This window comes from candidate division WOR-3 bacterium, from assembly GCA_029858255.1.
In the GTDB taxonomy this organism is placed as follows: Bacteria; Hydrothermota; Tepidihabitantia; order SM23-42; family SM23-42; genus SM23-42.
In genome coordinates this window covers 1-14,101 of record JAOUFJ010000007.1, presented here as the reverse complement: position 1 = coordinate 14,101, position 14,101 = coordinate 1, and the positions used below count along the sequence as shown (strand labels likewise).

The 14,101-nt window shown below is 47.5% G+C and carries 9 protein-coding genes; 5 read left to right on the top strand and 4 right to left on the bottom strand.

Translation table 11 applies throughout. The features are described from left to right. Positions 1 to 27: 27 nt before the first annotated feature. On the bottom strand, positions 28 to 639 hold the full coding sequence (locus OEV79_04890; protein ID MDH4210765.1) for a transglycosylase SLT domain-containing protein: 612 nt from the start codon (positions 637 to 639) through the stop codon (positions 28 to 30). A 341-nt stretch (positions 640 to 980) separates the two neighbouring features. Here OEV79_04890 and OEV79_04885 point away from each other — a divergent pair, with 341 nt between their 5' ends. The 4 genes from OEV79_04885 (at position 981) to OEV79_04870 (ending at position 7,453) form a co-directional block, all read left to right on the top strand. Continuing rightward, entirely contained in the window at positions 981 to 2,504 is a 1,524-nt protein-coding gene (locus OEV79_04885; protein ID MDH4210764.1) for a TrkH family potassium uptake protein, read from the top strand. Positions 2,505 to 2,526: 22 nt separating this feature from the next. Continuing rightward, positions 2,527 to 3,204, top strand: a complete 678-nt coding sequence (locus OEV79_04880; GenBank protein ID MDH4210763.1) for a TrkA family potassium uptake protein — start codon at positions 2,527 to 2,529, stop codon at positions 3,202 to 3,204. Positions 3,205 to 3,415: 211 nt separating this feature from the next. Further along, on the top strand, positions 3,416 to 4,015 hold the full coding sequence (locus tag OEV79_04875; protein ID MDH4210762.1) for a hypothetical protein: 600 nt from the start codon (positions 3,416 to 3,418) through the stop codon (positions 4,013 to 4,015). Positions 4,016 to 4,018: 3 nt separating this feature from the next. Beyond that, on the top strand, positions 4,019 to 7,453 hold the full coding sequence (locus OEV79_04870; GenBank protein ID MDH4210761.1) for a PAS domain S-box protein: 3,435 nt from the start codon (positions 4,019 to 4,021) through the stop codon (positions 7,451 to 7,453). Between the two features lie 72 nt (positions 7,454 to 7,525). On the opposite strand, the gene OEV79_04865 is transcribed toward OEV79_04870, so the two are convergent. Genes OEV79_04865 through OEV79_04855 form a run of 3 tightly spaced genes read right to left on the bottom strand, consistent with a single transcriptional unit; the run spans position 7,526 to position 11,340 of the window. Further along, positions 7,526 to 7,846: an MTH1187 family thiamine-binding protein gene (locus tag OEV79_04865; GenBank protein ID MDH4210760.1), complete on the bottom strand. Its 321-nt coding sequence runs from the start codon at positions 7,844 to 7,846 to the stop codon at positions 7,526 to 7,528. Positions 7,847 to 7,858: 12 nt separating this feature from the next. Then, entirely contained in the window at positions 7,859 to 8,308 is a 450-nt protein-coding gene (locus OEV79_04860; GenBank protein MDH4210759.1) for a DUF3795 domain-containing protein, read from the bottom strand. A gap of 44 nt (positions 8,309 to 8,352) precedes the next feature. Beyond that, positions 8,353 to 11,340 carry a CapA family protein gene (locus OEV79_04855; protein ID MDH4210758.1) on the bottom strand — a complete coding sequence of 996 codons (2,988 nt, stop codon included), beginning with the start codon at positions 11,338 to 11,340 and terminating at the stop codon, positions 8,353 to 8,355. A 538-nt stretch (positions 11,341 to 11,878) separates the two neighbouring features. On the opposite strand from OEV79_04855, the gene OEV79_04850 reads away from it, so the two are divergent. Beyond that, positions 11,879 to 14,059 carry a T9SS type A sorting domain-containing protein gene (locus OEV79_04850; GenBank protein MDH4210757.1) on the top strand — a complete coding sequence of 727 codons (2,181 nt, stop codon included), beginning with the start codon at positions 11,879 to 11,881 and terminating at the stop codon, positions 14,057 to 14,059. Positions 14,060 to 14,101: the final 42 nt, after the last annotated feature.

Below are 14,101 nucleotides of genomic sequence, written 5' to 3'. Positions count from 1 at the left end.
CCTGAACAGAACCTTCATTCCTGCAATTTAGTGCACATTATAAGTCAGGCTTGAGACATCGGCTGTCCACAGCTCCTTGGCCGCGGCGATCTTCGTGGTATATCTATTGTAGTGTTGCGAATGCCGTCCTGCATAGTAGTAGCCCAGGCCTCTGTGCTCGCCTAATCTTTCTATGCACTCCTTGAGGAATACGACACCGACCTTAATATTTCTCTCGATATTGTAGAGATCATCTTCGTTCTTGATCGAATATCCCAGGCTTCTACCAACATAGATACCTGTGACCGGCATAATTTGCATCAATCCGATCGCTCCGACGCTGCTGTATGCCCTTGGATTGAATTCGGACTCGACCATTATCACCGAGAGTATCAGCTCGGGCTGGATATCGTACTGCACGCTGTTTTCATAGACGGCAGCAAGAATCCTTTTTGCCGTTATCTCGGATTGCGTGTACTCATCAACTATGGGTAGATAGTCATCGATGAACTGTGCCTTTGCTTCATATTTCGAGATCATTAGATTCACGGTTTCCATTTTTTCCTGAAGGTTCTGGCGAAGCATAATTATCTGCCACGAGAATACTGCCATCAACGCTATCAGAACACCGATTACGACTTTCACGGCGATTTGTTTCATTATTCTAAATCCTCCTTAATTATTTCTATTCAGCATTGGTGTAAAAATAATAATAAAACCGAGAATATATCTCGGCTTAAGAATTCCCAAGTGTTTATTTATTCTATTTGGTATTATGACAACGACGAAGCCTGATTAGTTTATTGCTATCTGTGCACTGGTATCATGTTCGCCGCGGGTTTGTCTGGGCTGAGACTTGACATTTTAATTATGCATTTGTATAATTCACGGGATGTTGAATTCTCTGCAACGGGGCATTTTATTGCATTCCGAAACAGTTGGTATCTGGTATTATCAGCTGGCACCAGGAATTGGGTATTTGGACCGATATAGGCCATTGAATGCGCAATCGTTTTGATACAATAAACGTTGTTTTCAACGCTCTCGGCTCGGTATTCATAGTTCTTGGTGTTTTTTTGCTTTTTCCTCTTGCAATACTCGTGTTCCTGGATGACGTTGGGCAGTGGGGGACCAACACATTGGCATTCGTGATACCAAGTGTCCTTGCATTTACATTCGGGTTTGCATTCCGTGCTCTTTTCCGGGCAGGGAGTATGAGCAATTACGGCGCGATGTTGACGTGCAGCTTGGGCTGGTTGGGGTTTTCTGCACTTGGTGCTCTTCCATTTGTAATCGGGATCCATGCTACTTACCTGAATGGTTTCTTTGAGGCCATGAGCGGCTTCACGACCACGGGTATAACAATGTTTACCGGGCTTGAAAGGATGCCGAAATGCATACTATTCTGGCGGAGCATGACCCAATGGATTGGGGGATTGGGGATCCTTACTTTCTTTCTGGCAGTAACATACCGCGGTGGAAGTGCACATAGGCTATTTGGTGCTGAGAGTCACAAGATAGAGATGGAACGTCCGGTGCCGGGTTTATCTCATACCTTGAAGATACTGTGGGGCATATACGCAGGTTTTACCTTGATCATCGTTCTCGGCCTTTTCTCGGTCGGTATGCCACTTTTTGACAGTGTATGCCATAGTTTCACCGCATTATCGACGGGTGGTTTCTCACCCTACGATGCGAGTATCGACTATTACCGTACTGCTGGTTTTTCCAACTACATCTGGATGGAATATATCCTCATCATCGGCATGCTCATGGGCGGTACGAATTTCCTGGTTCACTACCGCTTGTTACGCGGAAACATTAAGAGTTTGATCGATAACATCGAAATGAAATACTGGTGGTCACTGATCAGCATTTTTGCGGCACTGATTTTGTTGGAGCGGTTCTGTAAGACAGGATTTGCACAAGGAATTAGCGCTGGTGGTGGTGGGTTTATGAGCGGGATCGAGGAAAATTTCCGTTATGTGTTTTTTCAGGTCGTGTCGATCTTCACGACAACTGGTTTTGGCACACGCGATATAGGCGGGGCGTTTTTTGGTCATCTGGCAAGACAGCTTTTCCTCGTGATGATGGTGATAGGAGGTTGTGTAGGTTCTACCGGTGGCGGCGTTAAGGTTTTTCGCATCAGCATTCTGCTGAAGTTGATACAACGAGAGATCTTCCGGCTGCGGATTCCGGTGCGGGCGCTTTCCACCATTATCATTGACAAAAAGCCAGTTGACGCGAACGAGGTCTATCGGGTGAGTGGTTTATTTTTCGCCTGGATCGTGCTCCTTGTTGTTGGTGGCATTGTGACGGCGATATTTTCTAATTTCGACTCCTATAGCGCGTTCAGCGGTATGTTCAGCGCATTGGGTAATATCGGTCCCTGTTACATACCAGCCAGTGGGATGGGAGATCTGCATCCGGTAATAAAGATTGTCTACATCTTTGGCATGCTTGCAGGTCGCTTGGAGATACTACCAGTGCTGTTGATCTTCAGCAGGAGGGTATGGCTTTCATAATACAACAAATGGAGGTTTGCTGATGTACATAATCATAGCAGGGGCAGGGATAATTGGGCACGAGGTTACTAAGGTTCTTGTTAACGGTAAACATGATGTCGTGGTTATTGACAAGGACCCTAAGGTTTGTGAATCGATATATGCAGAAACTGGAGCGTTGACCATTAACGGCAATGCGACCGACATCCACACACTGGAAAAGGCAGGAGCCATAAAAGCCGATGTGATTCTGTGTCTGATGCGAGAAGCCGCGGACAACATTGCCTGTGCACTGCTCGCGAAAAGTCTTGGCATTCCCCGTATCGTGGCGCGTTTGAGAAATCCTCGTTATGCTGAAGCCTATGTGCTGGCGGGTGTTACGACCATCGTGAGGATGTCCGATTTGCTGGTGAATCAAATAATCATGGAGGTTGAGCAGCCGAAAGTCAAACAGGTCACGACGCTCGGTGGAGGTAAAGCACAAGTATACGCCGTTAAAGTCCCGAAAAGTGCCCAGAGTATAGGCATGAAAATAAAGGAGATAACTGAGAAGAGGAAATTCCCCAGGGATGTCGTATTCGTCGGAATCTACCGTGAAGAAGCCGGTGATTTCCTGATCCCGAGAGGAAGTAATACGATAGAAGAAGGCGATACGGTCTTCTTGATATCCAAGAGCCAGGACATAAAGAAAGCAACCGATTTTCTCACCAAGACACGGTAGAAGAGTCAAAATACCACGTTCGGTCTGCTGAGTCAATTTCACTCATTGTTCTGTGTTGATGTCCAGGCAGGGTATACAAAACACTTGACAGCTACCCAAAAGTGACTATATTGTATTAGACCGCATAGGCGTCGGTACTCCGGTATCGCATGCAAATATCCAAGTATTTTTCCTGATAGATAAGAAATATTAATTAATAAAAGGAGCCTTTATGGTGCCTAAGGATGAGATTGAACAATTGATGGCGATAAAAGGTCAAGTTCGTGGTGCCGTGTTTGAGACGGATGCGGAGTATATAAGGAACAAACAGGGCAGAGATGGGTTGGAGAAAGTCGAAGCCGGCCTGCGCGTTTTGGAGTACGAACTGAACTACGGGGATGTCAGTTCTATGGAATGGATGGCACTCAGTTTGAGGGCTCTTTCTTTTCTGGTCATGAAAGACGTGTTTAACTGGTCTGACGAGGAAATAGTGGCAATGGGTGATGCTGCGCCCAAGCATTCATTCATTGTGAAACTCTTTATGAAGTTTTTTATTTCACCACATGTCGCGTTTAGTCATGCTCCTGAGTACTGGACAAAGCATTATGATACGGGGCGTTTAGAGGCGGTCTCGCTGGACGAAGAGACAAGGCATGCGGTAGTCCGTCTTTATGATTTTACATTGCATCCAGTTTATTGCAGGTATCTCGAAGGTTATTTCGGAAGGTTGTTTAAATTCATGTTCCCGAACTCAAAGGTGAAGGTAAGAGAAACAGACTGCACGTGCAATGGTGATTCGTGCCACGAATTTCTTGTGGATTGGGAGGGTTGAGTTTTGAGAAAATCACCTCAAGAGCATATCAGAGACACCTCTATCGTTGAATTCGAACACTACATAAAAGACATCTGGGCGTTCTTGCCAACACCGATCGCATACGTTAGCCCCCTGGGTGTGATATTGGATCTAGACACGACCATGGAGGAGATGATACGTTCTTCAAAAGATACACTCGTGGGGAGATTGCTTGCTGATTTCTTTGTAGATAAGGAAAAAATTGGTGAACTGCAGCGACTCACTCTTCAAAACGGCGTTGTCCGTAACTTTTTCTGTGAACTCAAAAGCAACAGTAATCTGAGGATTCCAGTAAGTGTTTCAACACTCGTCAGGAGAACACGGCAGGGTGAGATTATCGGGTATTTCGCGGCATTCACTGATATATCAGAAAACAGAAGGATCGAGGAAGTATTACGAAAAACAACGAGTTACCAGAAAGAGATGCTCGAAACCGCCCGTTATCTGGTGGAGAGTCTCGATGTGACGGAAGTTCTCACCCGTATCGCCTCAAGCGCACGCACTATGATCCGGGCCGACGGCTGCGCGATCTACTTGCTCGAGAGCGATAAAAAGACCCTCAAGCCCGTTGTTGCGATCGACCCACCGTATGAGGAAGCGATCTTGGCCACCCCATTGAATATAGATACAAGTTTCACGGGAAAAGCAATCGAAGCAAAGAAAGCAATGATATTTAATAATACTGGAAGTGATCCGCGCGGACAACACATTCCTGGCACACCGGATGAGGAGAATGAACATGCGATCACGGCGCCGTTCATCGTTGATGGTCAGATATTAGGTGCAATGTGTCTCGATCGGACAGGCACTGAGTTTACTGACAATGAGTTGGTCATAACCGAAGTCTTTGCTACGTATGCGGCGACCGCACTGAGAAACGCCCGGACATATTACGATTTGCAGCAGGAGGTAAAGGCACGTGAGGAAGTCCAGAAATCATTGAGAATCGAAACAGGCTATCTTGAACAGTTATTCGCAAGCGCGCAGGAAGGCATCGCCATGCTTGATTGTGACGGTGTGGTGCAGCGTATCAACAGTGAATTCAGCAGAATATTCGGATATGCTAGCGATGAGGCAATCGGCAAATCAATCGACGATCTCATAGTGCCGGCGGATTATTTTCAGGATGCACGGGCTATAACAAGACGTGCTCTAAATGGCGAAAGTGTTGCGCTCGAGGCCACGCGCCGGCGCAAATATGGTACCCTGATCGACGTGTCGGTGCTAGCATCGCCAATAATAATCAACAAGAATCAAGTTGGCGTTTATGCCATCTATCGTGATATTACAGCACGAAAACAAGCCGAGAGAAAGTTGAGAGAATCAGAGGATCGATACCGGACTCTGGTCAATACTACTCCGGAGGCGGTTACGGTCACCGACCTGGAGGGAAAGATCACATATGTAGCGCCGCAGACCCTGACACTTCATGGTTATGATAAGCCCAAAGATTTGCTCGGCAAGAGCGCATTTGAAATGATCGACCCTAAAGATCACAAGAAAGCCATGGCAAATATGAAGAAAACCTTTGAGAAAGGGATAGTGAGAGACGTGGAGTACGTATTGCTGAAAAATGACGGTACTCATTTCCACGGAGAGCTCAACGCATCTTTGATCAGAGATGGCCATGGTAAGCCTATTGCATTTGTTGCCACCACGCGTGATATTACAGAACGGAAGCGTGCGGTAAGGGCATTGAAGGATAGCGAGGAGAAATACCGTAACTTGTTTCATAGTTCCAATGATGCGATTTTCATACATGACGTGGCAGGCAATATCACGGATGCGAATAGCCGTGCAGAGGCGCTTTTCGGATACAAAAAAGCGGAGATCCTCGAGATGACAGTCGCCAATTTCCACCCGGCAGACCAAGTGGCAAAGTCGGCTAAGGCATTCAAAGACATCGTCAAAGACGGGTTTGTGAATTTCGAAATATATTTCAAGAAGAAGGATAGTTCAGTCTTTCCTGCCGAGGTTTCTGCGAGTCTATTCGAAATTGGCGATAGAAAATGGATCCAGGGCGTCGTACGTGATATTAGCGATCGCAAACAATCAGAAATGAAACTGCGTGAATCTGAAGAGCGCTATCGAGATCTGGTCGAAAAGGCAGGTGCGGCGATATTGCTCATTGACCGCGATGGTAAATTCAGTTACTACAACAAAAGATTTGCTGAGTTGCTCGGATATTCATTTGACGAAATGGGAAAGAAAGAGTTGGAGTCGATTGTGCATCCTGATGATTTTGAGCGCGTGGTAAGAATCCGTCAGGCGCTCATTCAAGGGAAGACCGAGACGTTCAGGCATGAATTCAGGGGAGTTCGTAGTGATGGGGGGATTGTCTACCTTGAATGCGATGCGACCGCGATGAGGGATGACGGTAGTATCATCGGTACTCGTTCCTACATTTGGGATGTGACCTTGCGAAAGACAGCCGAAGAAGAAATAAAAAATTCAGAAGAAAGATTGAAGTTGTTGTTCGAGTACGCGCCGGATGGCTATTTTCTGACCGATCTGAAAGGAAATTTTCTCGATGGTAACAAGGCAATTGAGGAAATAGTTGGCTACAAAAAGCATGAGCTGATCGGTAAGAGTTTTGTGAAGGCCAAATTGCTGTCGTCCGATCAGATCCCAAGTATATATGAACTTCTTGCTCGTAACGCCATGGGACATCGAACTGGCCCGGATGAGTTCACTCTTACTCGAAAGGATGGAAGTAAGACAATCGTGGGCATAAGAACATACCCGGTGAAGATCGACGGCAAAACTGTCGTTCTGGGTATTGCCCGTGACATGACAGATTACAAGCGGACTCAGGAGGAATTGCGTAAGAGTTACGACCGGATGCAGAAAGTGCTCGAGGACACGATCAATGCGTTGACATCGGCGGTAGAAAAAAGAGACCCGTATACTGCTGGTCACCAGCACCGCGTTGCCATCTTGGCCGACGCGATCGCCAAGAAAATGAAATTGCCCAGTCACCAGAAGGAGGGGCTGCACGTTGCCGCACTCGTGCATGATATCGGAAAGATAAACGTGCCGGCGGGGATACTGAACAAACCAAGCAGTTTGAGTGATGCGGAATTCGCCCTGGTCAAAGATCACGTACTCGTCGGTTATGATATACTGAGGACAATAGAATTTCCGTGGCAGGTTGCGGAAATCGTATTCCAGCATCACGAGAGACTCGATGGTTCCGGATATCCCATGGGCCTTAAGGGTAGCGATATTTTGATGGAAGCAAAGATTCTCGCGGTCGCTGATGTCGTTGAGTCAATGATGGCGCACCGTCCATACCGGCCGGCGCGCGGCAAAGATAAGGCCATTACCGAGATAAAAGTCAACAAGAAGAAACTCTATGACGTGAAAATCGTAAAGGCTTGTTTGAAGGTGCTAAGTGATACGGGCTTTCACTTCTGATGAACAATTGTATTTCTTGCGCTTAGTCGGGATAATTCAACTACAAACTTCAATGTGCTGCCGAGACCGTCTTCACTCTGTTGTCGGGAGACGTCTGTGCAATTTGCTTTCGAGAGAGTCGATCTTAGATCTAATACGGCCCGATTTTCCCTTCCGGTAGTCGATCTTAATAGAGATCGAAACCCTGGGGCAGTCTTCTACGATAGATTCAAAGCCTTTCTTCAGAACCTCCATTAGGTCATCCCACGTCTCGCTTTCGATTATCGTGCCCATGGGCGTGATGACATACGGAATCCCCGACCTGTCTATTACATCAACGACCTCGGCCACGTGTTGACTGACGCTCTCACCTTTGCCAAGAGGGGTCATTGATACTATTGCCATGAGACTCATCCTAACCTCCCCTTAATCGTCCGCAAACCAGAAGCGTTTGCCCTCGCGGCTCCATGCTTCAATACCCATTTTCTTTATTGATCTTAGGTTTTTTATACAGGAATCACCGTGCAGACCGGCCATTTTCCCCAGCTTGTCACACCTCTCAAAAGTACTACATTCGTGACACGCAAAGAATCCGTTATCCCGGCAGCATTTCGATATTTCACATTTCACTTCATTCGGTTTTATTTGCCTGCACGTTTTGGGACACTTGAGTTGCGTCATGAAATCCATCATCTCACAAAATGTATCATAATCCTTCAATTCCTTGGAGAAGAGGTTTTTTGCCGTTTGTCGGAATTTGTACCGTTGCGTTGTGTCTTTCAGTTTCTTCGCAGCTTCCGCTATCTCGCCAGAATATCCTGCGCAATCACCGCAGTATAGTCCGCAGTATGCAATCAGTTCTTTTTTACTAAACATAATATTATTTCATACAAATATACCAGTTAATCAGCAACTATCCCTTATTTCAACAGGATTACTTTCCTTGTTTGTTCATCGTTACCTGCCTGCAATCGGCAAAAGTAAACTCCAGTACTGAGACGTCTGTGTTGATTATCGTATCCATCCCATTGGATCGTCTTGCGCCCTGCAAGCTGGTGACCGCTGCTCAAGGTTCTTACTTCCTGACCGAGGATGTTATATATTCTCAGCTCGACTTCCGCGGGCTCGGTAAGATAGTACTGGAAATTGATGTTGGATATTGCGGGATTCGGAAAACAACGCAGGTAGGTTGAATTTATGGTTTCTTTCTTGTAATCATTCACCGCAGTCTGTATACTGTAATGCTCTTCTTCATAAGATACCACGGCGCTGATTGTCTCAACGTCAGTTCTTATCTGAATCCAATAGTAATCATTCGGTGTTGTGATCTCTGCAGGGATGGTGAATGTCTGCCAATCTCCCCATTCGATGATGCCGACATTGTCAAACCAGGCGTACCCATCACCCGTTTGCGGGCCTTCGCTCCTTAACCAAACATCAAAATAGTTGGTACCATTTGCCGGAGCGAAATTATTATAATAGAAAGCCCAGTCGTTTGTACCACTGACCTGTCCGGCAGACTCTGAACCAATAGAAAGCCCGCTTGTGCGTGATTGGTAAAACCTGATCAACACCTCGGCGTTGTTTCCATTATCTGTTCTGATGTATCCGCATACCGTGTAGTCAGTAGTATCAGAATAGCATGGCAGGCGGTTTTCGAAGTGAGTAGCTATTGTTACATTTTGTTGTGAACGGTACTGGCATAAAGACCTTACCCCGGCATAAAAAATGCTGTCGTCGTAGAATTCATCAGGATGGTCAAGCAGCCACATTGTGCAGCCTTCGTCCTCACAATTGCCGAACCAGACCATTTCCCTGCCGAGGCGGAATTGCCAGTCTCCATAGGGGTTGATGTCCGCTATCGAAGCGATGTCTCCCTCTTTGGCGAGACGCAGCGGGTTTGATATCCATGCATTGTCTTCTTCGCGCAACTCGACCGTGTCAGCGAATGCAGTAATCGTGGATGTGAGACCTGCGGTATCGAGAACAACCTGTGCGGTCACGCTGTCGCGGTCGACAATAAGATATGTATCCAGATCCCTGGTGCGGCGAGCGAGATAGTCGAGAATGTACAATCCAAGTTCACCATGTGCACGTCTGGGAATGTAATCATCTATGTATACCGGTACCGCGCGATATTGATTGAAGCCAGTATTGTCTATCTTTGCGTTAAGTATCATTGACGGGTACGTTTCCGGGTAGTTCAGGTCGAATGTGAAATCACCCAATGAATGCGCAATCAGTTTGCCATCATAGACTTCCATGCCCTGTAGAACGTGCACGTGATGGCAGACTACGAGATCAGCACCTTCGTCAATTGCGTGGTGCCGGTCAGCGATATCGCTCCTGCTCGGTATGAACAGGAATGGTGAATACATTTCCTCCTCGTCGAAGTCTCTCCGGTCCATACCGAAAGTCTCGGGTACTGGATTGTATTCATCGCCCGAATGCATCTCGATGATGATGATGTCGGCATCGTTCTCAACTGCCTGGATTTGTCGGGAGACGTCATACTGGGTTAAATTGGCAAATCCTGGTTTGTTGAAGCCTGCGTTCAGGTACGGCTGGTAGTTGTCATACTGCCCGGTTCGGTCGCTCGAAGCCAGGAAGGCAATGCTCGTACCCTTCCTGTTAATGAAAAGCGGAAGATAAGCCTCGTAAGAATTCGCGCCTGCACCTGAATAAATAATATCATTTGAGTCAAGCACAGCCTGTGTTTGCTGTAAGCCCTCCAATCCGTAATCTATGATATGATTGTTGGCAATGGTGACGACGTCGATGCCAGCATAGACGAGGCCAGCCACGTTCTCGGGAGAGCCTCTGAATATGATGGGTTTGGTTGGGTGCGGCGTTCCCATGTCTGTCAATGGACATTCCAGGTTAGCCACGGTGACTTCAGCGATGTTGCCCAGATAATGGAGGGTTGGTTCGAAAATAGCTTCAACACCCAGCGTCGGAATTATACCGCCCGGGTATTCATACCTTCTCGCGAGCATTATGTCCCCAACGAAATTCATTGTTAAAGGGAATGTCGTTTGTCCGGGATCCACCGTTATCTGGCATATCGCCCGTCCCCACAAGTTCGTGCTGTCTACTACTTCGAGCAGTACCGTGTAGGGATGATCGTCTTCGACAATGTAGGTATGATACGGATTAGGTTCCGTGCTCGTCGAATCATCGCCAAAATACCAGAAATAGTCATGATACCAAGAGTCGGTATCTATTACTGTGCTGTAAAACTGAACATCGATAAGCCGTGTACCATGAGCGTCTCTGTAAACCTTACCGGGCACATGATCGATAGTAACCTGCGGTGCCATCGGTAGGTCGAATGTGATATCGAGGACGTCATCGAAGTATACTACGCCGTCGGGATCATAATCACGATCGTTAATAAAGACAATACCCGTGATCGTTGGCAGGTAATCGTAATATGCGAGCCAGTCCTGGCCGACCGGTAATAGGTAATTGTTCCAGACCCGTTGAGGAAAGGCTCCTTGATATACAGTAACCCAGTCCTCGGGATTTAGTTGCTGTGTTCCGGCAAAAGAATAAAACAGAGTATGCGCGGTGTCGCGCAATCCGAATCCCTGGATTTCAGCAAGCGTATCTATGTAGGCGGACACTTTCCAGACGTCGCTCGTGTCGAGCGTGACCGGAACAATGCTCTCTATTTTCCAGGTGTTGCCCCACAACTTCAGTGAGAATGCAGAATTATTGTAGGTTATGAGCGAATCGAGTGCCCAAGCATCAGGATCCATATCCTCGTTAGGATAGGAATACAGTTGTATGATGCCGTCATCGAAATTCTCAATCGTATCGGCCCGTGCCTGTAGTATGACGTTACGATGGGTAACTTCATTGCCTTGTGCAGCAAGAATGGCTGGACTGATAACTAAAGCAATCATGACTGTATAAAGGATCAATGTTCTGCTAATTTTTGTCATAATATCATGTAGTTGCGTTTCATGCCCAAATGATCCGATTTCCGTTTACATTTTCCTAACCCCGCAACCGAATAACCCCCCAACATTATAGTTCATTATTCAACTAAAGTCAATGGGCATTGGGAATTCCGATTGAGGGTGGGATTTACGGGGAGATACGAACACGGAGTTTCGATAACCATTGACGCGGGTATTTATTATGTTTACAATTACGAGTTCAGAACGGAATTCAGGGGTGTACATCAATAGGCGGGGAACCGTATATACAAAAGGGCAAAGAGTACGTTTTTGCGTGGGAGGCATTATTATGCAAAAAGGAGGTTTTATGAAGCGTTTCGTTGGTATGAGCCTGGCGTTACTGCTGGGGTTGGGTCTTGTCAACACCGCGGCTGGAGCAGAGCGAGTGGTCATGGTTGAAGAAATGTACCAGGAAGGCTGAGGCACTTGCACATCTGTCAGTGGTCAACTGGCACAAATAGCAGCGACTTATCCTGATCGGGTGGCGCTCGTCGAGATCCATCTTGTGAGCAGCTATCCACTTTATTGTGCGGAAGGAGCAAACCGGGGATTCAATTTCTACGGCGTCTCCTACACACCGGATTGCTATGTGGATGGCGATCAAGTGTCGGCTGGTTATTCGGCCGCTATAACGAACCGGATGAATCAACCGTCACCGGTAACTGTGACAATGTGGGGAATGTACATGCCGAACCGCGGTGACGGTACGATATATGCGCAATTCAGGAATGACTCAACCGCAAGCATAACCGCGCGGGTGTATTTTGTTATCGTTGAGGATAGTTGTTATTACGTAGCGCCCAACGGTGATACCTGGCACAACGATGTTGCGCGTGATTATCTGCCGAATGAACTTGGTGAAACGGTCACCGTCGCTCCCGGAGATTCTGTGACCTTCAGCCGTGCTTTCAATGTACCTTTAGGGTGGGATCAAGAAAGGTGCCGGATCTACGCCTGGATTCAGGAGGATACGGGCGACAAAGAAGTCTTTCAGGCAGGAATCGTCGAACTGCCTGATCTCGTCGGCGCGCCGTCTATTCCTGCGATCGTGCAGCCATTTAACTGTGTGCGTGTGCCGGAATCGCAGCCTACTCTTGTGCTTAATTCAGTAGACCCGCAGGGCGATGATATCGCGTACAGGATAATGTGGGATACTGATCCGAACTTTGCCAATCCTGAGAGCACAACAAGTTCACCGCAGGCAAGCGGCAGCAACTTTTACTTTACGTTTCCGTCCCCGCTTACCAATAATGAGACATATTGGTGGAAGGTAAGGGCGTCAGACCCGAGCGGAACCGGCTTGTGGACCCCATACACTAGTGCGCATTCGCTTACAGTGCTCACAGGTCTTCCAGTGAATACGTGTAGCTGGTATCAAACCAAGGCCGAGCAATTCAGCGGGAGTCTCTTCTTCGCGACGACGGTTGCCGGTGACAGCATAATAATCATACCAGGCGGTGCTACGTTGATCGATACCTTCTTCTTTGAAGATTTCGAAACCGGAACCATGCCGGCTGGATGGACCGTGGTTAATGGCAACAGCGACCCGTATGAGTGGACAGTAGGCACAACTGGTGACATCGGTGCTTACACTCCGCCTGACTATGGTTCAGCGTATGCTTACTACTCGGATGACGATGCTGGAAGCGGTTCTACTAGTTACAACGAAGAATTGATATCTCCGGCGGTTGCGATCCCTCCCGCTGCATCTGATCTGGATATTGTATACGGCTATGGTTTCAGACTCTATGAGACCGGGGAGAAGATGCGTGTCAAGATGCGCCGGTTTACCGGAAGCAGCTGGACAACCTGGACCGATATCGCCCTCTATACCACGAGCGCGAGCGGTACGGCAACCATCGACCTCACATCTTATCTGCCGTGTGATTCTGTTCAGTTCAACTGGTTTTACAGTGACAGCACTTCGGCATCGCACTGGGGTTGGGCAGGAGCATGCGATAACGTAGCATTGAGGTACACGTTCCAGACTTCTGGCAACGAAGGAACCGTCACTAGTACGCCGGTGGTTTTTGATGACTTGGCTGGTATGTACAACCGTCCGAACTGGGGAACTGCGGCTTGGTATAAAGCAACGGCCGGTGATTCGATCGGGATCCAGGTAGAATACAACAATGGTTCGACCTGGCAATTGATCCCGGATGGTGATCTGCCCGGCAATGCGACTGGCTTCTATTCTGCGTTAGCCGTGGATTCGGTCGACCTTAGTGGTCTGAATACGACAACATACAACGCCCTGAGACTCATCGCGCAATTCTACCGAGTCCCATCTGAGAGTCCTGGCGATCCATCGCTGCTGGCATGGGAACTGGGTAACCTGGCGAGCTTTATCGGAATCGCGGAGAATGGTTCTGGTTTGAAAGCCATTCAACCGGTGCTAAGGGTTGTTCCAACAGTATCCAAAAATACGGTAAGCATATCCTTCATGCTGGGTAACGGCGATATGGCATCCAGCCTGAGTATCTACGACGCAAGTGGTCGTCTGGTCAGGTCTTTTGATCTGAAATCTGTTATCGGTTATCCGATATCTGTTCAGTGGGACGGTAATGATAACTCAGGCCGGAAAACTTCTGCCGGAATCTACTTCGTTAAACTCGAGACAGAACAATCTGCGGTGGTTGAAAAGGTCGTACTACTGAAATAATCGTCAGATACAACGAATAGGGGACAGGCACCTTTTAGAGTA